The organism is Pseudomonas sp. MPB26, assembly GCF_046605355.1.
GTDB lineage: Bacteria > Pseudomonadota > Gammaproteobacteria > Pseudomonadales > Pseudomonadaceae > Aquipseudomonas > Aquipseudomonas cedrina.
Map to the genome: position 1 here is coordinate 1,991,679 of NZ_CP176793.1, position 21,851 is coordinate 2,013,529.

Consider the following 21,851-nt stretch of genomic DNA (forward strand, 5'->3'; position numbering starts at 1 on the left):
CTTTCAAACTGGAAATATATACCATTTGAAACGATCATCAGACTGATGACCTGAGCGCGCATATACTTGATGATCACTGTATCCATCTTTATGAACTCCCGCAAACAATGTATACCCGTCAATAGATTTAATGGAGTATCTGACAGGGTTTTGACCAACTTCGTCCATATAAAATTTGTATCTATTACCTTTTGAAGAGTCTATTGAGTCTGTGTTATGACCATACACTTTGTAATCGTCGCCATCTTTGGGTGACCCTTTGAATAGGAAGCCCTTCGAATAAGAGCTGTTTTGCAAAGAATAGATTTTCCGTCCATTTGAGTCAGTTTCTATTTCTGTAATCGTCCAAGCATATCGTTCATCATCTGACGCACCTTCATCTGCTTCAGCAATTCTGTCGTTATAATCGTCTACATGACTGTCCAAGAATAATCTGGCTGAATATCCACAGTTTACTACGTATACTTTCATGGATGATGAGTTAAGGCTTATAGCTTTACTTGGTTCTAAGTTTTTCATATATTATTTTCCTTCAATCCCTGAAATTAAATCTTTATTAATTCATAAATCATCGTAGCCTTTTTTTTTCTACTTTCAAGTTTGACTACCTAAATTTCTTGATTTTATTGCACCAGTGCAGGGCCGGGGCAGCTTTGTGTTTCCCGGTACCGACTACCTGGATGACATCGAGGTCGGTGGCCAGCGCGTGGGCCACGTCGATTACGGTATCAATCCTTTAGACTATCGCCTGTACATCAACATGCTCGAAATCGATCCTGCACAGCAACGGCAGGGCATTGGCCTGGCCGTGCTGTGCACTTGTGGTGCACGCACCAAGTGCCGCTGCTGCCGCTGTATCAGTACACCTCATCCGATGGGTTCTGGTACCGGACACGGCGCCGTCATCGAGGACGAGCTGCGCGGCGAAGATCAAATGGCGCTGGAACAGCAGCGCTGGCAGCACCTGGTGCCCGAGCCTGATCACCTGCGGCAGATCCGCGAACTGCAAGCCTCACCCGTGTGGCCCGCCATAAAGGCGCGCATCTCCGCAGGTGAAGCGTCATGAGCCAATTCGCCAAACGCAAGCTCAAAGCCCTGTGGATGTGCATTGAAGATAAAGAAAGTGGGAGGAACGCGTTGGGTGCGTTCGACGATTTTTGCAAAGCGCAGAGCTCACTGAATCAGTTACGCACGAAAATGAATCGCTTGAGTGGTTCGCCAAGTTGCTAGGTCGGCAACCGTCAGAGAAGGAAATCGAGGCGATGTATCGTGTTAAAAACGCGCTCAACATTCGAGACAACGATTCGCTCTGGCTCATACTGGTGACGTTGCAGTCCTATGGCACGCTGTTTAGCAAGTATCCGGGGATGATTTCGGAGCATGCTGGGCAAGTCATGGAGGACATTCGCAGGACAGCAGCAGATGTTGCGGATGTTGAAACCAAAAAGGCACTTGGAACACTGTCGGAAGCGGTAGCTCGAACCAGTGAAGCAGTCGCGGTGATGAGAAACCACGGTACTGTTCAGTCTTCTCGCTGGACGTTTAAACAAGGAAAACCTGGTGAAAAGTGGTTTGTGGTCGTAGTCAGGCAGGATCGTGACTGGAATCCCACTGCCGTAGAAAAGGAACAGTATTCGCTGGTGGTTACGGTAGCCGACCGCGACAACGAGCGGGCTCAGCTCTACACCCAAATCCAGACTCGAATAGATCAGCAGGCTGTGGTCAGGGAGCAGCAAAGGGCTAAGATGACTGCTGTTCGATTACGGAATTGAGGGTGATCAACATTCGATGTGATTCCTCTCCAGTAGATGATCGCATCTGTCCCATCAGCGGAAGTAACTGGAACGTTCCTAACCCAGCCTTGGCGTACCTCTCATATGACCTGAAATGTGTTCACCCGGACCGTGTTGGCGGTGCGCTATAAAAGGTGCGTTGCTTTCGGAAGGAGTGCTCCATCGGACACCCGACGCCACGAGGGATTCTCGATCGTCGGAGCTCCATTGTGCTTGCGCTCGGCGAATTTGCTGTTTTAGATATAAAAACTATCTTAAATCAATAGCTTGCATGCTTCCGACAGACTTTATTTAGTAGGTCGAACGACAACACCTCATAAAAATGGTGTTGCGACAGACTTTATTTGTGATAAACCCATCGGCTAACTCCCGTAATTGCTGGGCTCGATCCGACAGACTTTATTCCGTGGGATCACGCCGGGTCTCCAGGAACGGTTCAACGCAAGGAAGCGCCCCAATGCAATCTCCCTCCTTCCAGATCAGCGAAAGATTGAACGACCGTCGGTTTGCGGTCGCAAACAATACTCAAGGCCTCTCCGGTGTGGACACGGTGTTTCATTACCAGGTCGATGGCGATGCCATCACCAGTACCTACCAAGGCGGTCGGATTCGCCTGGGTACGCAAGTCGGTCGTGTGACGGGTCCCGATAATATCGAGCTGCTTTTTCAATGCCTGACGCAAGGCGGTGAGCTGCTCGCAGGCTGGTCGCGAGGCGTGGTAGGCCTTGATCAAGCCGGACGAATCACGCTCAGCTTTGTATGGGGTTGGACGTTGGGTGCATCCGGAGGTGGGGAATCCAGCTATGTTGAGATTGCCGCCTGATATTCACGGCACAAACTCCACCTTCAACCCCCGACTCGCACTACGCCCCTGATCATCACTGACCCGCAACCGGTACTCCCCCGACTTCCCCGGCCGCCAGTTCAGCGTGCTTTGCGGTGATCCCTGGCCGATCAAGGTTTGATCGGCAAACCAGTACAGTGTCGTCGCATCGCTGGCGGCGTTGGCATTCAGCGGGATGCTTTCCTGTGGCTGGGACAGACGCAGTTGGTAGCTCACCTGGGTCAGCGGCGAGCGGATCTGCGGCGCTTCGCTTTGGTCGCTGATGCGGTTGGGCTGGCAATTTTTCGTCACGTTGGGCGGCGTGCGTCGTGGCAGGCCGGCGGCGCGGTACAGGCGTTGCACGTCGCTGGGCCAGAACTCGAAGACTTCTTCGCGGGTGTACTGTGGATCGAACGGCGGGCACGCGGCCTTGCCGGTGCGGGTGTCGATCAGCACCGGGCGGTGCAGGTTGGACACGCGAATCGGCGAAACGCCTGGGATGTACCAGGTCTTGCGGGTTTGCGGGCACCAGCGGTTGGGCAACTCGCCGGAGGCGGCGCAGACGTCGATGCGCACCAGACCGGCGGGTGGTTTATCCGGCTTGATCACCACATTGGGCAAGGCCAGGGGCAGGGCGTCGGCGATGCGGAAGAACAGCGGCGCGGCGGTCTTGGCGCCGATAAATGCCGGGTTTGGCCGACCATCGAAATTGCCCACCCACACCACCAGCACGTACGGTCCGACCAGGCCGGCGCTCCAGGCATCGTGGAAACCCCAGGAGGTGCCAGTTTTCCAGGCGGTGCGCCAGTGACGGCCAGGCAGGCCATCCGGTCGTGGGTTGCGGCGCAGCATGTCGCGCACCATGAAGGCGGCCTGGGGCGTCAACAGTTGCGCACCGGTGGCCTGGGGCTGTTCCTGCAAATAGCGCAAGGGTCGCAGATGCCCGTCGCCGGCGAGCATCACATACAGCCGCGCCAGTTCTTCCGGAGTCATCTCGCCGCCACCGAGGGCCAAGGCCAGGCCATAGTGGCTTTCATCGCGCAGGCCTTTGATGCCGGCGCGTTGCAGCAGCCCATACAAGGAAGGCGATTTGAGTTGGCTGGCCAGCCATACCGCCGGGATGTTGCGGCTACGGATCAACGCATCACGCGCGGTCAGCGGCCCGACAAAACTGCCGTCGAAATTTTCCGGCTGGAAGTAGCCGAAGTTACTCGGCAAATCCTTGAGGATACTCATGGGGTGGATCACCCCTTGGTCCAGCGCGAGCCCGTACAGGAAGGGCTTGAGCGTTGATCCTGGCGAGCGCCTCGACAGCACGCCATTGACCTGACCGTGAATGCTTGTGGATAAGTAGTCCGCCGAACCCACCAGCGCTTTGACGCTCTGGTCTCGGCTGTCCACCAGGATCGCCGTGGCGTTTTCCACGCCCGTGCTGCGCCGCTCGGCGATGAAACCGGTGATCAAGCGTTCAAGCAATTGCTGCAGCGGCAGGTTAAGTGTGCTGTTTAACTCGTTGCCAGGTTGAGAGGCCAGCAACTGCTCGCTCAGGTGCGGCGCCAGGAATGGGATCTGCTGGCGGTTTCGCGCTTCCAGGGGCAAATCCAGCAAACTGTCATTACGCGGGTCCTGTGGATAAGTTTCGCGCCAGTCAGCCATCAATCGCAGCCGCGCATTTTGCAGCGACGGCCCGAAGCGCGCACGCCGTCCCGGCTGTTGCGGAATCACCGCCAACGCCAGTGACTCGGACAACGACACCTGCGCCGCCGATTTGCCGAAATAAATGCGGCTGGCTGCCTCGGCACCTTCGATATTGCCGCCCATGGGCGCCAGGTTCAGGTACGCCTCAAGGATGTCGTGTTTGCTGTAGCGCGCCTCCAGCCACAGCGCCAAGGCCATCTGCTGCAACTTGCCCGGCACCTGGCGGGTGTTCAAATCCCACAAGCGCCGCGCCAATTGCATGCTCAAGGTCGAGCCGCCCTGGCGCAAGCCACCGCTGTAGGTGGCCATCGCCGCGCGCAGCAACGCCGGAGGATTGATGCCCGGGTGCCAGTAGAAATTGCGATCTTCCTTGAGCAGCAAGGCTTCGACCAGTGATGGCGACATACGCTCAAGTGGCAACCAGAGGCGATATTGGCCGTCAGCCGCCAATGTCATGCGTAGCAGCGAGCCGTCGTCGGCCAACACTACACGCGACGAGGTCACCGCCTGTTCCAGCGGGGCATGAGGCCAAAGCCTCAGCCCCACCAGTATCGCTGCCGCTGCGAACAGCGGCGTGAGGCGTTTAAGGCTTGGTAATTTCAAGCTGGCCTACTTTGCCGCGCCCTTGCAGGGTGGTTTCGTACATGCCTTCGGCGTAGGCCGGTGGCGTATTGAAGGTCCCCGCATTGGTAGCCCGTACGCGGTAGACGAACGTGCCTGCATCACGCAGCGCGGTGCCGTATAACACCACCCGATCATCACGTACGTCCACGTAGTCCGGCTGCCAGTCGCTCAGCTCGGTTTCGCCGATCGGCGCTTGCCAGGCCTGTTCTTCCTGGCTGTCTTCTTCCACATACTCCGACTCTTCGCCCTCGCTTTCCTCGCTGCTGGCGGCTTCCGGCTCCGGCGGCAAGTTATACACAGGCTCGACGCCGCCCGGCAGCAGGTCGACCACGGCCACTTGCTGCACCTGGTCGCGGTCGGTGGCACGCAGTCGCAGGCGCACCAGGAACTCGTCACCCACAGCCACTTTTTTTACCGGCTCGCCTTTGAGGTCGAGGTATTCGTGGATGATTTCCAGGCCATTGTTGATCGGTTTGAGCTTGGCGCCCTTGTCGAAACCGGCTTCGCTGAGCATGTAGAACGCGGCCGGGCCGTCGGATTTTTCCATCACCAGCTTTTGCGTGGTGCCTGGTACGGCAGCGCGCGGCGGCTGACCGGCCATCTCCAGTAATTGCTGCTGCTTGTCACCCAGCCAGGCGGTCGCCTTGAGGGTCATGTCGCTTTGCGCACGCTGGCCATAACTGTCCAGAGCGCGCAGCAGCAGGGCGGCTGACAACGAGTTGTAACGCTGCTCGTTGAGGCGCTTGCCGAGTTTATCCAGCAGCGCGGCGGGCACGTCGTCCAGCAGTTCGGGGAAGTGGCGCGCCAGCAGATGCAGGTGTTCGGCATCATGGACCAGCGGGTCGTAGTACAGCCCGTCGCTGTCCCACTTATCCAAAAGGGCGCGCCATGGGATTTTGCGGAACAGCGTATCGGCCTGGCGATCTTGTTTGAGCAATTTGTAGCTGGCCGCGAGGTAGGCAGCGCCCAGGTCGTTCTGCCAGGTGTCCTTGAAGTAGCGCTCGTAGCGCTCGCGGATATCGCTCAACGCGCCGCTCACCAGAATCCCCTGACGGCTCAGCAGGTAACTGGCGTAGGCACGGTTGCGCAATTCCGACAGGCCTTCGCTAGGACCGTTGGCCAGGTCTGTCAGATAGGCATTGGAGCGCACCAGCAGGTCTTCCGGCACCGGCAGCCCACGCTCCTTGGCCTCGATCAGGAAGTCGGTCGCGTACAGGCTGGCGTACGGCGCCACGTCCGGGTTGGCCGCCCACAATCCAAAGCCGCCGGCCTGGTTCTGGCGTTGGCGCAGCATGCGCACGGCGCTGCCGAAGGCCTGTTCGGCTTCAGGTGCGTTGCCGCCCCAGATCAAGGCCGGCATGGCTTTGGACACCAACTGCTCGGTGCAGGCGTAGCCGTAGTCATCCAGGTAATGCTTGAGGCCGTTGGCCCACACCAGCGGCGAGGCCGCTACGCCCAGTTGAACGTCGCGCAGCTGGCTGAACAGCTCGCGGGTGGGCTTGAGCTCTTTGCTGGCGCTGTCGAAGCGGCCCAGGCTCAAGGCCACGCGGTGTTCGCTCAGAGGGCGGATCGAGGTGGTTTCCGCCACCTGGATACGTTTGCCGTTGGGCAGCACCGCGACAAACCGCAGGTCCGCCGAACCGAGGGTTTCGCCGACCTTGATCTTGAACTCGGCGGTGCCCTCTTTGCGCGGTTGCAGCGACAGGGTACTGCCCTTGTCGCCCTGCACCTTGAGGCCATCGCTGGTCTGCAATTCAAACTTCACGTCTGCCGCTGCGTCGAGGTTGCTGAACACCCCGGCGCTGACATTGAACACGTCCCCAGGCGCCACAAAGGCCGGTACGTTAGGCGTGATCACGATCGGCCCGCGCACCTCGGTATCGGCTTCGCTGACTCCGACGCTGTCGCTGTCCACCGCTACTGCAAACAGATGCAGCTTGCCGTTGAAGCTGTCCGGAACCTGGTAATGCAGCACGGTTTCGCCAGCCGGCAAATCCACCAGCCCGGACCACCAGGCCACCGGAGGTTGATGCTTACGTTTGAACGGATTCAGGTGATTGGCCAGGGGGCCGTCCGTATCGCCACCGGGTGCTGCGCCACTGAGCAGGCGGCTGAACTCCGGCAGGATCAAGTCAAGGATCTGGCTGGTGCCGACCTCCAGCGCACGCTTCTGGAAGAAAAAGCCCAGCGGGTCTGGCGTCTGGTAGCGCGCCACCTGCAGGATGCCTTCATCTACCGCATACACCACGGCGCGGCCCGGGCGGTCGGCGATGACCTTGATGTCGAGCATTTGCCCAGGCTCGATTTTCGCCGGCCCCTCGACCTTCAGCGCCATGCGCCGCGCATCCAGGTTGATGCTGAACGGCACCACGCCGTAGGACAGCGGGCTCATGTACACCTCGGACGAGCCCATATCGCGCACAAACTGCACGTTGACGTAGGCATTGCCTTCAAGCCCGGCAGGAACACGGATGTGTTGCACGCTGTTGGTGCTGTCGGCCTTGAACCACTGCTGGGTATACACCTTGTCGCGCTCGATGGTGATCAAGCCAGCACCGGTATAGGGGGCGCGGATGCTGATAGCGATCTCATCACCGGTGGCGTAGCTGCGTTTATCCAGGCGCAGTTGGAGCTCGGCGTTGCGTTCCAGGGAGCGCGACGTGTTACCTCGGCCGGCCACGCTGTAGTCGATCTGGTTGAGCAGGTTACCGTTGGCGTCCTTCAGTTGCAGGGTGAAATCCCCCGGCGTGCCAGTGTTCAGGGTCTGCTTGGCGCCTTCCTTGGTCATCACCAACGGTGACGCCGGCTGGCTGATGTTCTTGATGCGCGACTCGTACTTGTAGGTGCCATTGGATTGCTTGACCAATACCGACACGTAGCGGTGTTCCACCACTTCGCTGGTCAGGCCGTCCACCGCGAGCGGCGTAAGGTCTGGCGCGACGGCCAGCCATTGCACCTGGCGTGGCGCGTCCTTGGCGACGTACGACAGCGAATCCTGACTTTTCACACCGACCAGGTAAGGCGCGGACGACACCAGCAACGCACTTTGCGCTGCCACATTGCGCCCGCCTTCGGCCTCGAAAACTTGGGTCATCACCTGCAGGCGATACGTGCTGTTGGCGAAGCGTTGCAGGTTGAGGTCGAGCACGGCCTGACCATTGTCGTCCACGTTGGTTTCGGCAAGGTCTTCGGTGCTGGCGTCTTCCAGGGAATCGTTAAGGCGGAAGCGGTAATCGGGATAACGGTCAAACGCCGCGAGCGTTGGGCTCAGGGACATTTTAGCGGTCACGCGGCGGCCCGACGCCGGAGCGCCGAACAGGTGCATGGCGGTGACTTTGGCCACGACCTGGTCCGGTGGTATCCAGCCTTGCACGGGCGTGTCGTGCAGGCTCAGGCTGACTTTCATGCGGTCCGGTTCGAAGTCGCGGACCTTGAAGCTCACGCTGCCCAAGTCGGTGCGGGTCTGCTTCTGGCCAATCAACTGCAAGGTCGCGGTGTAGTCCCCGGCGGGGGCGACTTCGCTGCTGGGGAAGTCAAAGGTTTCAAACCCGCTGGCGGACAGTTTCAACGGCTGGCGAATCACTTCCAGGCCCCGCGGGTCGGTGATTTGCAGTTCCACCGGCAGGCCTTGCAGCGCGCCTTTCCAGTTGCCGCTACGCACGATCATGCCCAGGTGCGCGGTTTCGCCGGGCCGGTACAGCCCGCGGTCGGTAAACAGGTAAGCGCTGAGGCGATCAATCGCACCGTCCTCCTCCAGGCCACCGACGTCGAAACGCGACAAATCCAGCTGCTGCGACTGACGGGCGATGGGCAGGAAGGACTGGTCATTGCCGCGAGTGACTACATACATCAGCGGCGTTTTCTCACGGCGCAATTCATCCAGCTTGGCGAAATGCGCGTGGCCTTCGCCATCGGTGTGGCCACTGGCGACGGGCAAACCGTTGCGGCCGATGATGTCGACTTGCGCATCGGACACCGGCGATCCATTGCCGATGGACTGCACATACACGTCATGGCTGCCATCACTGGAGCGTTTGGCGATGATGCCAAGGTCGGTCACCACGATAAAACGCAGGTCGCTGGTACTGGTGCGCTCGTATTCGAACGTGCGCTCGGCGGGTTCATCCTGCGGGCTGAGCTTGAGCACGAAGATGCCGCGACGGCCGCCGTTGGCGGTCAGGTAGTGGCTGAGGTCGACATTGTCATAGACGGTTTTCGCCGGGTCATTGGAGGACAGCGCAATGTCCAACGACTGGCGCTCGACCATGCGATCGAAGTATTCGTTGCCGAAGTTCGGCCGGGCAAAGCTGCCGCTGCTCTGGTCCACCAGATGTTGCAACTGGTTAGGCAACAGGCGCGCGATTTCCACGTGGGCGCCGGGTACGCCTCGGGCCATGAAGCCCAGGCGTTTTTCCCCGGTGAGGCTGAGCAAGGCGCCGTCGGACAGGAACTGCAACGTGCGCGGGTACGCAGGCATGCTGATCAGCGACGCTGTAGGATTCTTCGCCAGATAACCGCCGATGGCTTCCAGGTTGGCGGGCACACGCACATACACGGCGCGGCCGGCCGGAGCCTTGAATTTGAAAGCGTGCAGGGTGTTCAGCGGTTCGACGCTGGGCACATGGGCCAGGTTGAGCTTGGTGCTGCGGGCGAGCAGGGCGTCGTCGATGTCGTTGCTGCTGTAGGGGCGCGTGTCGTCCTGGGCTTTTTCCGGCAACAGCCAGGCCTGAACCTTACCGGCGATGGTGTCATCGGCCACGGCGCTGGAGCTGCTGAACATCAGCACCGGCTCCGGCTCGCCGCGCTCGTTGTCCACAAAGCTCACTTCGGCCGCGGTAAAGGTCAGGCGATAGCGGCCAGGTACGGTCACTTCCGCCACCAGCGGCGCGTTAGTGGCGTTGCCGCCGTCGCGCGCCTTGATGCCTTCGTCGAGCTTGGCGCTCACAGGCGTGCTTTCCAGTGGCGTAGCCAGGGCGGCGGAGCGCACGTAGGCGTTGAGTTTTTTCTCGTCGAAGGTGATTTCCGGGCGGTTGGGCAATTGGGCGTCGCGGTAGGCCAGGCCTTTGCCCAAGGTGACCGCTACCCGTTTGCGCAGATTGTCTTCATCCACTGGGTGGGTAAAACGGAAGGTTGCCACCAGCTGTTTCAGCGTCGGGTTGGACGGGTCTTGGTACAGCTCGTTTTGCGCCAGGGTGGCGCGGAATGGTTGGGTGGAAAACTGCGTGCTGTATTGGTCCAGCAGCACGCCGTCCGCCAGCAGGTCGCGCTTGGCGAGGTCGAGAGTGAAATGAGCGTCGATGGGCCAGTCTTTTTCAGGTGTGAACTGCAAGGTACGGTCGTCGGACCAGCGCCAGGTGCCGGCGACGCTCGGTTTGAGCGTAATGCCCTCGGTAACCGGCTTGCCGATGGCCGTCAGCGGAGCCACGGATTCGCCGAACCGCACCTGCAAGTTATCCACAACCGGGGTTTGCTGGGTGTAATCGGTGAGGTTCGGTTTGTGCAGCGAGTAGCTCGCGGTATGCGGCTGCGGCAGGTTGGAATACCAGTGCCAGCCGTAGAACCCGGCGGCGGCGAGCAAGATCAGGCCCAACACCCCCGCACCGGTCTGACGCGGGTAAGCGCGAGCCTTGTCGCCAAGGTTGCCCAGCCCACGGCCGATCGCACGTAGCCAGAACGGCGGATGCCATTGGCCAAGGACGGCACCCACCACACTGGATAACGCGCCGGCAATACGGCGGCTGAGGGCTTTGAAAGAATCGAACATGGTGGGCATCCCTGGCTAAGTGCGGCGTATCTTACACGCGTCTTTGCTCCAAAAGATGACGGCAATACGCCGTACCGCTAGGTGTTTTGTACAAAAGTGAGGCGCACCGCAAAACCGATCAGAAGACTGCCGAATAACCACTGCTGTACACGCTGTGCCGAGCGATTGCGTGCCAGCCATTGGCCGATGCGCGCGCCGGCCAGGGCGTAGCAACAGTCGAAGACGAAACCGACCGCAACCAGGAGCGCGCCCAGCAATGCGAATTGCGCCGCCACTGGCCCAGCCTGCGGGTTGACGAACTGTGGCAGCAGGACCGAGCAGAACAACAGGGCCTTGGGGTTGAGCAGGTTTGTCAGCAGACCGCGTTGCAGTGCGGCACGCCACGCATGGGTTGTCACCGTGGCGTTTGCCGTATCGAGAGCTGGCAACATAGTGCTTCGCAAACATTGCACTCCCAGCCACAACAGATAGGCCGCGCCGCCCAGACGCACTGCGTCAAAGGTCCAGGGCGCCACCTTGAACAAGGTCGCCAGCCCCATGCCCGCCAGCGCCACATGGCACGCCCGAGCGATCCCCAGGCCAATCGCCGTGGTCAGTGCCAAGGCCTTGCCCTGGCGGGCGCCGGTTTGCAGTAACAGAATCATGTCCGGCCCGGGCAATAGAAACGCCACTGCAAGAGCCGCCAGAAATAACCAGAGTTGTGCCATGTTTCACCCCCTTGTATGTCGGCCAATTCTAGGGTCGAAGGGCGGGGCAGGTGCTTGCATAGTCAGCCAAAAAAGCGTCTAGTCTTGGCACTATCTGCTACTGATCAGGTTAACGGCCATTCACTTATGCCAAATTTCAAACTTGATGCGTTTGACCGCAAGATTCTCGAAGCCCTGCAACGCGATGGGCGCTTGAGCAATGTGCAACTGGCCGACGAGATCGGGCTGTCCGCTTCGCCCTGCCTGCGACGCGTGCGTCTGCTGGAAGAGGCCGGCGTGATTCGCGGCTACCAGGCCACCCTCGACCGCGATGAAGTGGGCCTGGGGATGATGGTGTTTGTCGGCGTGAAGGTGGAACGGCATAACGACACCGAGGCTAACGCCTTTCGTGAGGCGGTCACGGCGCTGCCGGAGGTGATCTCGGCGTTTTTAGTGTCGGGGGAATCGGACTTTCTACTGCAAGTGGTGGTGCCGGATTTGCGCGGGTATGAGCGGTTTGTCACCGGCAGCTTGTTGAAGCTGCCGGGGGTGAGGGACATCCGCAGCAACTTCGCGATCCAGACGGTTAAACCTCCAGGGTCTTTGCCGCTGGGGCATTTGCCCGGATAGAACGCTTGTAGTGAGCGGGCTTGTCCCGCGCTGGGTGGCGAAGCCGCCCCAATCGGACCGCTGCGGTGCGCCAGGTACGACCGGGTCGACTGGTTTGGGGCGGCTTCGCCACCCAGCGCGGGACAAGCCCGCTCACTACAAGGTTACGTTGGACTCATGCACTCCAGTGAACGATCCACCATGACTTTGGCCATTTCCATCAGGTAGCCGGCGGCTTTGGGCGAATCGCTTAACCCTTCGGCACAGTGGAGCAGGTCCGAGGCGTAGGCGAGGGCATCTTCGAGGCTGAGATCGGGATGGGTGGTGAAAAAGTGGTGGGGCGGGTTGGGTTTTACTTTGCTCATTGCGGTAACTCCAATGTAGGTAATTGGAGCCGACAACCATCGCTGCTAAACAATGGGTGGCAGCTGTACGCAGGTTAGCAGGCCGGAACATTGGGAACCCGGCGCACCCGAAAGTGCCCTGCGCACAGCCACCATAAAGCCTTGGCATAAAAAAACGCCATGCTTGAGATGGCGCTTGTGCGCCCAATGTTGAACGTTCGAGCTGCTAAACCCGGTCACTGAATTGGCAGTGACGAACGCAGACTAGCCATCGAACGGGCGGGGCACAAGCGGCTGGGATTCTCTCGGAAATGTCCTGCGAAGGAAAGGGACGCGGGGCGTAGGAGACGTAGTTTCGGAATTTGCCCGTCATCCCCAAGCGGCGATTCAACTACGCACGAATGCCAACAGCAGAGCGTAATCATTGGCATCAGCAGCGCGAAGCGCCTGGATGTAGCGTTGGCGAACTTCGGTCGCGGTCACCAGGTTACCGCGCCCCCAGGAGAAGGACGCAAGACCACATTGCCTCAGCAGGCAATCAGTCATGAGGCGAGCATGTCTGCCGTTGCCATTTGGGAAGGCGTGTAGCCAAACAAGTCGATGATGAAAGCGCACCGCAACCTCTTCTGGCGGGAAGATGTTGTGCTCCAGCCAATAAGCCATGTTGTCGAGTAACTGACGCAAGTTGACGGCAATCTGCGTCCAGTCACAGCCGATATTCTTATCTGATTTGCGAAACGTGCCGGCCCATTTCCATGTGTCGTCGAACATTTTCGTGTGCAGCTCACGGCAGAAATGATCGTTCAGCACATCCAGCTTTCTCTGCCGGGCTATCCAGCGTGAGGCTTTGAGGATGTTTTGCGCCTCCCACTCATCCAATTCGCCTTGGGTGGCGATGTGTCTCGGTTTCAGGCCAGCGACTTCGTCAGGGTCGAGAGGGGTTTGGCCGGGTTTAAGTTCCAGTTCTATTGCCATAGGCGTTTCCACGAACCGTCGAGCAATTCTTTGCGGCGCTCATCAATCTGAAGCTCAATGAATGCGTCAGAAGGCCGTTGATCTTCGAGGCTCATGGAATGTGCGACGCCTAGGATTTCTTGCTTGGCCATGAGTTCGGCGCGGTCTTGTATGACTTCATGCAGAGGCTTTTTGGGGACCAGGCCGTAGACGAGTTCACAGTCCAGTGCTGCCGCCAGCTTTCTCAGCTGTGCTAGCGATATCCGATCTTCGGCCTCGGAGCGTTCGGATTTGGTCAAGGTCACTGAAGAAACGCCTGCAATTTCGGCCTGAGCTCTTAATGAGCGACCTAGCGATTCTCTGATAGACCGCAGCCAACCGCCTGGCGGAACGGGGGCACCTTTAACGGCATTGAAAGGTTCGATAGCGCGTTCTATTTGAGAAAGGCGCAGCTTGTAGAGATTGGAAGTACCCATGATAAAAGACCTTTGTAAGCTTATAGGCTATCAATATTGAAATTGATATTAGCCTATAGGCATACAAAAAATATAATAAATAAGCCTATAAGCTAACAGAATATACGTTCTCGTTAGCCGATAGGCTTATAAATCAATTCAATTTGTTAGCTTTAAAAATTCAGGTCCACCAGTACCGCACCAGATGAAAGAAAATCGGCGCTGCAAAACACACCGAATCCAACCGGTCCAGCATGCCGCCGTGACCTTCGATCATATGCCCCCAATCCTTTACACCCCGGTCGCGCTTGATCGCCGACATCACAATCCCGCCGGCAAACCCGAGCAGGTTGATCAGCAGCGCAATCAAGAATGACTGCCACGGGTTGAACGGCGTGGTCCACCACAGCGCGGCGCCGATCAGGGAAGAGAGCAGAATCCCGCCGACAAACCCTTCCACCGTCTTGGACGGCGACAGGTTGGGCGCGATCTTATGCTTGCCGAACAGCTTGCCGCACACGTACTGCAGCACGTCGGACAGTTGCACCACGATCACCAGGTAGGCAATCAGCAGCAGGTTGCGACCTTCGTAGCCGGGAATGTCCAACGTCAGCAACGCCGGGACGAAGGACACGCAGAACACGGCGATCATCAGGCCCCATTGGACCTTCGAGGCGCGTTCCAGGAAGTGCGTGCTGTCGCCGCCCAGGGAGGCAAGGATCGGCAGCAGCAGGAACACGTACACCGGGATGAAGATCGAGAACAACCCGTACCAGTCCGAGTAAATCAGCAGGTATTGCAGCGGCAGCGCCAGGTAGAACGCGGCGACCAGCGCCGGGTAGTCGCTGCGGCGGGTGGGCGTGAGGGTGAGGAATTCGCGCAGGGCGTAGAACGACACCGCGTAGAACAACAGGATCACCGCGCCGGTGCCCAGCCAGAAGGCGATGCCGATCACCACCACCATCACCCACCAGGCATTGATGCGCGCGTTGAGGTTGTCGATCACCGCGTTTTGGGTGCCGCGTGTGCGCAACTTGAGAATCAGGCCAATCAGCGAGGCGAGCACCAGGATCGCGCCGATACCGCCGAACAGCATCAAGGTTTGGCTATCCATGTCAGGAATGCTCCGGGGCGAGGGCGAGCAGGGCGTCGCGGGTACGGGCGAGAAAGGCAGCCTTGTCTTCGCCTTCTTCCAATTGCAACGGCGCGCCGAAGCTGGTGGTGCACAACAGTGGCAGCGGCAGCACGCGGCCTTTTGGCATGACCCGGTTGAGGTTGGCGATCCACACCGGGACCAGTTCGGCCTGTGGGTAACTTTTCGCCAAGTGGTACAGGCCGCTTTTGAACGGCAGCAGGCCGTCCTCCAGGTTGCGCGTACCTTCGGGGAAGATGATCAGCGAGTCGCCGCCTTCCAGCGCGTTGAGCATGGGCTGCAACGGGTTATCCACAGGGTCCTTGCGTTCACGGTCAATCAATACGCCGTTAAACACCCGGTTGATGATGTAGCGACGCAAAGCGCTTTTGTTCCAGTAGTCGCTGCCGGCTACCGGGCGCGTGAATTTGCGCAGGTTCTGCGGCAAGGAGGCCCACAACAGGACAAAGTCGCCGTGGCTGCTGTGGTTGGCGAAGTAGATGCGTTGCACCGGCACTGGCGCGCAACCCAGCCACAGGCTGCGCGCGCCAGTGACGGTGCGGGCCATGGAGGTAATCAGCGTGGCGACCACGGGTTCGAACATGGGGGTTCCTTATCCGGCGAAAGGCAGCCAAGGGCTGGCGAGAATGACACCCAGGGTCAGCAGCGCTTGCGCGCCCAGCAGCCAGGCTTGTTTGCGCAGCAATTTAAGGGCACCGCGACGGCGCTCCGTCCAAGGCCGGCCGGCACGCTTGGGCGATTGCAGGCCAAGGGTTTGCAAGGCCTGGTCAAGGTCCGCCGTGCGGTCGATATCGCGGGCCAGCAAGGCGAACAGGTCGGCATCGAAAGCCACGCGTAGCGCCCAGTACTTTTGCAACAGCCCGAGGATAATCATCCACAGGCTGAGTAGCAGGCAGATCGGCGCAATGCTGGCCATCAGCAGTTGGGCCAGGCCGAACAAAACACCCACCAGCGTCAGGCCTGTGGATAACTGATCCAGCGAACGACCACGGCGCAGCAGGCTGGCCACGACCTGAAGTTCCATATCAGCGGGCATGGGGCAAACCCTCCAATGCTTCACGGTGTGCGGGGTGCAGGACCACATTGGCCCGCGCTGTACGAATGATAGCCAGCGCATCCTCTATCGTCGCGGCGCGTGCGGTATGCAGCAGCCAGGCGGCGACGGCGGTGGCGCTACGCGAGTAGCCGAGGGCACAGCACACCAACAGCGGGCCATTACAGCGCAGGCGCTCGATGGCTTGTGCGGCTTGCAGGCATTCGGCGGGCGTAGGGGCGATCAAGTCCAGCACCGGGATGGATTGATAGGCGCAGCCCTGTGGATTAATCGGCAATTCGGCGCACAAATCGAGGACGGCCTTGAAGGGTTGCTGCTCGCTTGGCGTAGGAATGCGCCCAAGCCAGACGTTATCCACAGTCAGGTCGGGCTGTGGATGCTTGCGTGTCCACAGGCGAGAATTAACCCACGCGGCCGCCAGATAGGGCGCATACAGCCAGCGCGCAGCAGGTGTCAGCCGACCATCGGCACGCTTCTGAAAACCCGCGGCCCCCAGCAGCAGATAATTCGCCATGACCAAGCCCAGGGAAACCGCTGGCCACAGTAGCCATAACCCACTACCGCCTACGGCAAAGGCAAGGATCGCCAACACCAACGCGCCCAGGCCGTAGCGCAGGCCCAACCGCCAACGCTTGGGATCCCGTGTAAATCGGGCCTTCAACAGCGGGCTCGGATGCTCCACCGGCCACAGCCACACGCACAGCCAACCCGCGAGCGCACCTGTGGGTAAGTCGATAAAGTGATGTTGATAAGTGGTCAGCACCGAAATACCGATCAATGCGAACCAGCCATGCACCAGCCAACGCCATACACCCTGGGCATGCCGCTGATACATGACCCACAGGATCACCAGCAGTGCGATATGCAGCGAGGGCGCCTGGTTGAACGGCTTGTCGAACCCGGCCAGCACCGCGAACAGCCAGCCGAACACGCCGTCGAGCTCCGGGCGCTCGAAGGTAAAGCGCAGCGGCCAGATCAGGAAGCAGCTCACCGCAATCAGCTGCGCACTCAGCAGGCGCAACGCGTGTTGTTTCAACTCATGCCGAGTAGTGGGCAGCAGCAGGGAGAACCCGTAGAGCAGGTCGATGGTCCAGTAGGGCACGATGGTCCAGGCCCAGAACGGCATATGGGTTTCCCAGCCGAACACCAGCGTACCGACGTCACTGCGCTGGCTGGTGACCCAGGTCGCAAAGCCGTAGGTGCTGAAAAACAGCGGCGCCAACAGCAGCAGCCACAGCAACGCGGGTTTGAATAAACCGGGTTCGCGCATGCTCAGATCTTCTGCGCCAGGGATACCGTAAAGATGCCCCACTCATCCACACGCTGCGTGATCTTGCGAAAGCCCGCGGCCTCGACCAGTTGGTCCATTTCCGCCTGGCTGCGCCGGCGCATCACCCAAGCCTGGCCCTGGCGGTGGCTGGTCAACGCGCGGGCGATCAGTTCCAGTTGCGGGTGCCACGGTTGGCCGGTGTAGACCAGGTAACCGCCGGGTTCCACCGCTTCGGCCAGGCCGGCCAGCGAGCCGCCGACCATGGCGTTATCGGCAAACAATTCATACAACCCGGACACCACCGCCAGGGTCGGCTTGGGCTCCAGCGCCGCCAGATCCAGGCGGTCGAACGCATCACCTTTGACGAACTGCGCGATGTCCTCCAGGCCCTTCTCGCGGATCAACGCGCCACCGTCGCGCACGTTGATGTCGCTGTAGTCGCGCAGCAGGATCGATTCCGGCAGGGGCGACACTCCCTGCAGGGCTTCGAGGATGTAGCGGCCATGGCCGGCAGCGATATCCACAATGCGCACGGGGCGATCATCGTCGCGCAACTTGGCCATGGCCAGGCGCAGCAGTTCCTCGACGTTCAGCTTGCGCTGGCGAATGCCGCGCCAGCCGATGGAGTTGAGGTAGTTGGTATCGATCATCCGGCCCAGCCCGCCCTTGCCGGTGGGTTGGTTGCGGTACACGTAGTCCAGGGTGCTGCCGGAGTCGAAGCCGGTGTCGAAGCCCAGCTTTACGCCTTCCGACAGGTTCTTGCCCAGGCCCATGCTGGCGCGGGTCATGCGCCAGTACAGGTCACGCAGGGAGTTGCGCGGCAGCGGCGCGGCGAGGGCTTCGGATTCGGCGCAGGTGGCGCCCAATTTGTCGGCATCGAGCAGCGAGGCGCGGTCCAGCGGGTATTCGAAGTTCTGCAGGATAAAACGCCTGGCGCTGTTCACGGCGGTGGCGCGGTCGCGTTCGCCCAGGGTGTCATGGAAAAAACCGGGGAGGACATGCAGCTCTTTTTTCAGGCTGCCCAGGCGGTCGAAAAACTGCTGCTGGGGTTTGCGGTGCACCACGAAGTCGGAGCCGGAGACCAGCAGTTGAGTCGGCACCTGGATCGCCTGGGCGTCGGCGACCACTCGGTCGGCGGCTTCGTACAGACCGAGCAGCACATTCACCGAAATAGCCTTGGTGATCAGCGGGTCAGTGTCGTAGGACGCCACGCGTTCCGGGTCGTGGCTGAGGAACTTGGCCTTGACGTAACTGTTGACGAAAAAATTGCCGCGCAACTTGCGCATCAACGCCAGCCCCGGCCGGGCGAAGGGTACGTAGAGCTTCACCTTGAACGCCGGGGAAGCGAGCACCAGCGCGCGGATCCTGGGCGCGTAATCATGCACCCAGGTCGCGGCAATCACTGCGCCGACGCTTTGGGCTATGACGGCGAGGTTCTCTTCCTCGATGCCATACGTGGCGCCGATGTGATTACAGAAGGTCTGTACATCGCGGGCGCTGGTGGCGAAGCTCGGGCTGTCACCGCGCTCGCCTGGGGACTGGCCATGGCCGCGTGCATCCCAGGCGAAGAAGTCGAATTGCGGCAGGTTCAGTTCATCCACCAGATGGGCGATACGCCCCGAATGCTCATGGCCGCGATGGAACAACACAATTGCCTTGCGCACCTGGCCATCCGCGGGCGCGGTGGCCGGCCAGTGCCGGTAGAAAAGCTCAACGCCATCATGGGTACTGAAGGTGTGCTCTTGCTGTGCGCGCATCGCAAAATCCTTATGCAGAAGGGGAAGTTTCGGGTTGTTCTTTGAGGCCTTGGCGTACGCGATTGACCAGGGTGTAGGCGAGCAGGGCGGCAACCAGCCACATCACCGCGTTGACCCACCCCGCGCCGAGCCAGCCCAACGCCACGCCGGTGGCCAAAACGCCCAATACAAACGCCCGATCACTCTTGCCCATCGGCCCGTCATAGCGGCGCGACGCGCCCACCATCGGCCCCAGCACGCCAGCGTATTCGCTGAACACCGCCAGCAGCGCCACCAGCAGCACCGGCGCCAGGCTCATGCCGGGGATCAGCGCAAAGGGCAGGATCAGCGCGCTGTCGGCGATCACGTCGCACAGCTCGTTGAGGTAGGCGCCCAGGCGCGACTGCTGGCCAAATTCCCGGGCAAGCATGCCGTCGATGGCGTTGAGGGCCATGCGCAGGATCATCCACAGCGGGATCAGCGCAAACAGCCACAGATGTTGGGCAAAGCTGGCAATCAGCAGGCCGACCAGCAGCGAAACCACGCCGGCCAGCACGGTGATCTGGTTGGCGGTGATGCCGTTGTCGTAGAGGCGCTGCACGAGCGGGCGCAGCAGGTTTTGAAAGCGCGGCTTGAGCTGGTAGATCGAAATCATGAGGGGTAACGCATCCTTGTCCGTGGACCCGCAAAAAAAAGTGTCTGGAGTGTGCCGATTAATCGTGGTCTGTACCAGTGATGGCGTGTGTTTATGGGGGTTTAGTCACGGTCTGAAGTTCAATGATGTACTCCTGTGGGAGCGGGCTTGCTCGCGAATGCGGTCTGTCAGTGGGCACAGAGGTGACTGACCCACCGCTTTCGCGAGCAAGCCCGCTCCCACAGGGGATTAGGGTTGTATTTCGAAAGCGGTATTAACGAACAAAAATTTCACGCCCCGTGTTATATCGTAACGAATTATGTACGAGCGGACGTTGAGTGGATGCAAGTTGATCTGGAAGCTGACGGCGCTTCGGTGGAAGGCCTCCCGCGTTTTCAACAGGGTGTGTTCCATGCCCGTCGTCTGCGTCAGGCCGGTATAGGCCTGACGGGTTTGGCCGTCGCCGGTTGGGTACTGGCACTGTTTGTCGCGCTGTTTGCGCCGCTGTCGATCTGGCCGGTGGTGTTGATCAACTGTGTCTCGGCGTTGCTGCTGCTGGTGGCCGGGTTGCAATCGGCGTGGTGGGTGGCCGATTGGCGTGCCCAGGCGTTGGAGCCGCCGACGGTTGAGGTGCCCCTTGAAGAAACGGCCCGGTACGCGCGCATTGTGCAGCGTCTTGGCAGGCAGATCGGTGCGCCGGTGTTCTGGCTCGCCGGCTGGTCGCTGCTGGCGCTGGTCAGCGTTATTGAATTCTGGAACCTGGCGCTGCCCGCAGCCCCGGTCGGGCAATCAGCAAGCATCGGTGCGGCGCTGGCGTTGGCCTTGGCGTTTGGCCTGTTGGTGTTTGAACGTCGGCTGGCCCAGGAAACCGTCGCGCAGTGGCCTGAAGCCTCGCAGCTGGCGCAACTGAGCCGGGTAGCGATTATCTGCCTGCTGATCAGTGCTGTTTGCCTGCTGTTTGCCGGGGCTGAGTCCGTCTGGCCGGTGCGGTTGGCGGTGTTGATCGGCCTGCTGCCGGCGCTGGTCGCGCTGGAGTTTCTGTTAAGGGCGGTACTGTCACTGTTCAGCCCACGTCAGCCCCGTCTCGAACCGCGCTTGATGGCGCACAGTTTCATCGCCGGTTTGCTGCGCTGGCCGCCGCAACCCCTGCTCGCGTTGCAGCATGAGCTGCACAACCGCTTCGGCATTGACCTGCGCCAGATCTGGGCGTTTACCTACATGCGCAGGGCGTTTTTCCCGGTGCTGCTTGTAGTCCTGGCGGTAGGCTGGGCACTCACTGGCGTGCACGAAGTGCACCTGCAAGGCCGTGGGATTTACGAGCGCTTCGGTAAACCGGTGCAAGTCTTCGGCCCTGGCTTGCATGCCGGGTTGCCCTGGCCGTTGGGTCGCGTGATCAGCGTTGAAAACGGTGTGGTGCACGAGCTGGCCACCAGCGTCAGCGAAGCCGCCACGCCAGAACTGGCGCCCGCCGAAGGGCCGGCCCCGCTGATTGCCAATCGGTTATGGGACGCCAGCCATGTCAATGACAAATCCCAAGTGATCGCCAGCAGCAGCGGTGACAAGCAGAGCTTCCAGATCGTGAATATGGATGTGCGTTTTGTCTACCGCATCGGCCTTACCGACCAGGCCGCGCTCGCTGCCACCTATAACAGCGCGGATGTGCCGAAGCTGATTCGCAGCACCGCCAGCCGCATCCTGGTGCATGACTTTGCCTCGCGTACCCTCGACGAATTGCTCGGCGAGCAACGCACCCTTCTGGCCGACGAAATCGGCCGCGCTGTGCAGGCGGACCTGCAAAAACTCGACAGCGGCGTGGAAATCCTCGCCACGGTAGTTGAGGCGATCCACCCTCCGGCCGGCGCCGCCAATGCGTATCACGGTGTACAGGCCGCGCAAATTGGCGCCCAGGCCCTGATCTCCCGCGAGCGCGGCGCCGCCAGCGAGCAAACCAACCAGGCCTTGCTGCTGGCCAGCACCGCCCGCGACCAGGCCCAGGCCACCGCGCGTGAAGTGAACGCGGGCGCCCAAGCTGCCGGCCTGCGTTTTGCCGCCGAACAAAAGGCCTACGCCACGGCCGGCCAGGCGTTCGTGCTCGAACACTACCTCGGCCAACTCAGCCAGGGCCTGGCCCACGCCAAGCTGCTTATTCTGGATCACCGCCTGGGCGCCGATGGCGCGCCGACGATCGATCTGCGTTCTTTTACCTTACCGGCCGACCCTTCGGTGCCGCGTAAAGCCGTTCAATAAGGAGTCT

The 21,851-nt window shown here is 60.3% G+C and carries 18 protein-coding genes; 5 read left to right on the forward strand and 13 right to left on the reverse strand.

The window, feature by feature from the left end:
- Positions 1–3 precede the first annotated feature (3 nt).
- Complete coding sequence (locus ACLH0H_RS09155) at positions 4–519, reverse strand: hypothetical protein (RefSeq protein ID WP_411381774.1); 516 nt, start codon at positions 517–519, stop codon at positions 4–6.
- A 136-nt stretch (positions 520–655) separates the two neighbouring features.
- Between ACLH0H_RS09155 and ACLH0H_RS09160 the strand changes: the two genes are divergently transcribed.
- The 3 genes from ACLH0H_RS09160 (at position 656) to ACLH0H_RS09170 (ending at position 2,616) form a co-directional block, all read left to right on the forward strand.
- A complete protein-coding gene (locus ACLH0H_RS09160; protein ID WP_411381775.1) occupies positions 656–1,066 on the forward strand; it encodes a GNAT family N-acetyltransferase in 411 nt (136 codons plus the stop codon).
- A 196-nt stretch (positions 1,067–1,262) separates the two neighbouring features.
- Positions 1,263–1,772 carry a hypothetical protein gene (locus tag ACLH0H_RS09165; protein ID WP_411381776.1) on the forward strand — a complete coding sequence of 170 codons (510 nt, stop codon included), beginning with the start codon at positions 1,263–1,265 and terminating at the stop codon, positions 1,770–1,772.
- A gap of 478 nt (positions 1,773–2,250) precedes the next feature.
- Positions 2,251–2,616, forward strand: a complete 366-nt coding sequence (locus ACLH0H_RS09170; RefSeq protein ID WP_411381777.1) for a hypothetical protein — start codon at positions 2,251–2,253, stop codon at positions 2,614–2,616.
- 3 nt (positions 2,617–2,619) lie between these two features.
- Here the strand turns inward: ACLH0H_RS09170 and pbpC are convergent, their stop codons facing one another.
- The 3 genes from pbpC to ACLH0H_RS09185 form a co-directional block, all read right to left on the reverse strand.
- Complete coding sequence (pbpC, locus tag ACLH0H_RS09175; protein ID WP_411381778.1) at positions 2,620–4,917, reverse strand: penicillin-binding protein 1C; 2,298 nt, start codon at positions 4,915–4,917, stop codon at positions 2,620–2,622.
- Positions 4,898–10,702 (reverse strand): alpha-2-macroglobulin, encoded by a 5,805-nt coding sequence (locus ACLH0H_RS09180; protein ID WP_411381779.1) that lies wholly within the window; start codon positions 10,700–10,702, stop codon positions 4,898–4,900. The genes pbpC and ACLH0H_RS09180 overlap by 20 nt, the downstream gene beginning before the upstream one ends.
- Before the next feature lie 77 nt (positions 10,703–10,779).
- Positions 10,780–11,409: a LysE family translocator gene (locus ACLH0H_RS09185; protein ID WP_411381780.1), complete on the reverse strand. Its 630-nt coding sequence runs from the start codon at positions 11,407–11,409 to the stop codon at positions 10,780–10,782.
- Positions 11,410–11,535: 126 nt separating this feature from the next.
- Between ACLH0H_RS09185 and ACLH0H_RS09190 the strand changes: the two genes are divergently transcribed.
- Entirely contained in the window at positions 11,536–12,018 is a 483-nt protein-coding gene (locus tag ACLH0H_RS09190; RefSeq protein WP_411381781.1) for an Lrp/AsnC family transcriptional regulator, read from the forward strand.
- Between the two features lie 143 nt (positions 12,019–12,161).
- Here the strand turns inward: ACLH0H_RS09190 and ACLH0H_RS09195 are convergent, their stop codons facing one another.
- From ACLH0H_RS09195 to ACLH0H_RS09235, 9 genes are all read right to left on the reverse strand, one after another.
- Positions 12,162–12,362 carry a DUF3077 domain-containing protein gene (locus ACLH0H_RS09195; protein ID WP_411381782.1) on the reverse strand — a complete coding sequence of 67 codons (201 nt, stop codon included), beginning with the start codon at positions 12,360–12,362 and terminating at the stop codon, positions 12,162–12,164.
- A gap of 366 nt (positions 12,363–12,728) precedes the next feature.
- A complete protein-coding gene (locus ACLH0H_RS09200) occupies positions 12,729–13,316 on the reverse strand; it encodes a mobile mystery protein B (protein WP_411381783.1) in 588 nt (195 codons plus the stop codon).
- A complete protein-coding gene (locus ACLH0H_RS09205; protein WP_411381784.1) occupies positions 13,307–13,771 on the reverse strand; it encodes a helix-turn-helix domain-containing protein in 465 nt (154 codons plus the stop codon). The genes ACLH0H_RS09200 and ACLH0H_RS09205 overlap by 10 nt, the downstream gene beginning before the upstream one ends.
- Before the next feature lie 160 nt (positions 13,772–13,931).
- The gene (locus ACLH0H_RS09210; protein ID WP_076952145.1) at positions 13,932–14,864 is read right to left on the reverse strand and encodes a phosphatidate cytidylyltransferase; all 933 of its coding nucleotides are present in this window, start codon (positions 14,862–14,864) and stop codon (positions 13,932–13,934) included.
- Position 14,865: 1 nt separating this feature from the next.
- Entirely contained in the window at positions 14,866–15,486 is a 621-nt protein-coding gene (locus ACLH0H_RS09215; protein WP_049710832.1) for a lysophospholipid acyltransferase family protein, read from the reverse strand.
- Between the two features lie 9 nt (positions 15,487–15,495).
- Positions 15,496–15,939, reverse strand: a complete 444-nt coding sequence (locus tag ACLH0H_RS09220) for a hypothetical protein (RefSeq protein WP_411381785.1) — start codon at positions 15,937–15,939, stop codon at positions 15,496–15,498.
- A complete protein-coding gene (locus tag ACLH0H_RS09225; RefSeq protein WP_411381786.1) occupies positions 15,929–17,227 on the reverse strand; it encodes a phosphatase PAP2/dual specificity phosphatase family protein in 1,299 nt (432 codons plus the stop codon). Before ACLH0H_RS09225 ends, ACLH0H_RS09220 begins: the two co-directional genes overlap by 11 nt.
- A 2-nt stretch (positions 17,228–17,229) precedes the next feature.
- Complete coding sequence (locus tag ACLH0H_RS09230) at positions 17,230–18,984, reverse strand: bifunctional alpha/beta hydrolase/class I SAM-dependent methyltransferase (RefSeq protein ID WP_411381787.1); 1,755 nt, start codon at positions 18,982–18,984, stop codon at positions 17,230–17,232.
- Positions 18,985–18,994: 10 nt separating this feature from the next.
- Positions 18,995–19,618: a CDP-alcohol phosphatidyltransferase family protein gene (locus ACLH0H_RS09235; protein ID WP_411381788.1), complete on the reverse strand. Its 624-nt coding sequence runs from the start codon at positions 19,616–19,618 to the stop codon at positions 18,995–18,997.
- A 321-nt stretch (positions 19,619–19,939) separates the two neighbouring features.
- On the opposite strand from ACLH0H_RS09235, the gene hflK reads away from it, so the two are divergent.
- A complete protein-coding gene (gene hflK, locus ACLH0H_RS09240) occupies positions 19,940–21,844 on the forward strand; it encodes a protease modulator HflK (protein WP_411381789.1) in 1,905 nt (634 codons plus the stop codon).
- Positions 21,845–21,851: the final 7 nt, after the last annotated feature.

Bases quoted from the DNA above. Each gene is read 5' to 3' on its own strand.
- ACLH0H_RS09155 (WP_411381774.1), bottom strand. From the start codon at position 519: ATGAAAAACTTAGAACCAAGTAAAGCTATAAGCCTTAACTCATCATCC.
- ACLH0H_RS09165 (WP_411381776.1), top strand. From the start codon at position 1,263: ATGTATCGTGTTAAAAACGCGCTCAACATTCGAGACAACGATTCGCTC.
- ACLH0H_RS09170 (WP_411381777.1), top strand. From the start codon at position 2,251: ATGCAATCTCCCTCCTTCCAGATCAGCGAAAGATTGAACGACCGTCGG.
- ACLH0H_RS09180 (WP_411381779.1), bottom strand. From the start codon at position 10,702: ATGTTCGATTCTTTCAAAGCCCTCAGCCGCCGTATTGCCGGCGCGTTA.
- ACLH0H_RS09185 (WP_411381780.1), bottom strand. From the start codon at position 11,409: ATGGCACAACTCTGGTTATTTCTGGCGGCTCTTGCAGTGGCGTTTCTA.
- ACLH0H_RS09190 (WP_411381781.1), top strand. From the start codon at position 11,536: ATGCCAAATTTCAAACTTGATGCGTTTGACCGCAAGATTCTCGAAGCC.
- ACLH0H_RS09195 (WP_411381782.1), bottom strand. From the start codon at position 12,362: ATGAGCAAAGTAAAACCCAACCCGCCCCACCACTTTTTCACCACCCAT.
- ACLH0H_RS09200 (WP_411381783.1), bottom strand. From the start codon at position 13,316: ATGGCAATAGAACTGGAACTTAAACCCGGCCAAACCCCTCTCGACCCT.
- ACLH0H_RS09205 (WP_411381784.1), bottom strand. From the start codon at position 13,771: ATGGGTACTTCCAATCTCTACAAGCTGCGCCTTTCTCAAATAGAACGC.
- ACLH0H_RS09210 (WP_076952145.1), bottom strand. From the start codon at position 14,864: ATGGATAGCCAAACCTTGATGCTGTTCGGCGGTATCGGCGCGATCCTG.
- ACLH0H_RS09215 (WP_049710832.1), bottom strand. From the start codon at position 15,486: ATGTTCGAACCCGTGGTCGCCACGCTGATTACCTCCATGGCCCGCACC.
- ACLH0H_RS09220 (WP_411381785.1), bottom strand. From the start codon at position 15,939: ATGCCCGCTGATATGGAACTTCAGGTCGTGGCCAGCCTGCTGCGCCGT.
- ACLH0H_RS09225 (WP_411381786.1), bottom strand. From the start codon at position 17,227: ATGCGCGAACCCGGTTTATTCAAACCCGCGTTGCTGTGGCTGCTGCTG.
- ACLH0H_RS09230 (WP_411381787.1), bottom strand. From the start codon at position 18,984: ATGCGCGCACAGCAAGAGCACACCTTCAGTACCCATGATGGCGTTGAG.
- ACLH0H_RS09235 (WP_411381788.1), bottom strand. From the start codon at position 19,618: ATGATTTCGATCTACCAGCTCAAGCCGCGCTTTCAAAACCTGCTGCGC.
- hflK (WP_411381789.1), top strand. From the start codon at position 19,940: ATGCAAGTTGATCTGGAAGCTGACGGCGCTTCGGTGGAAGGCCTCCCG.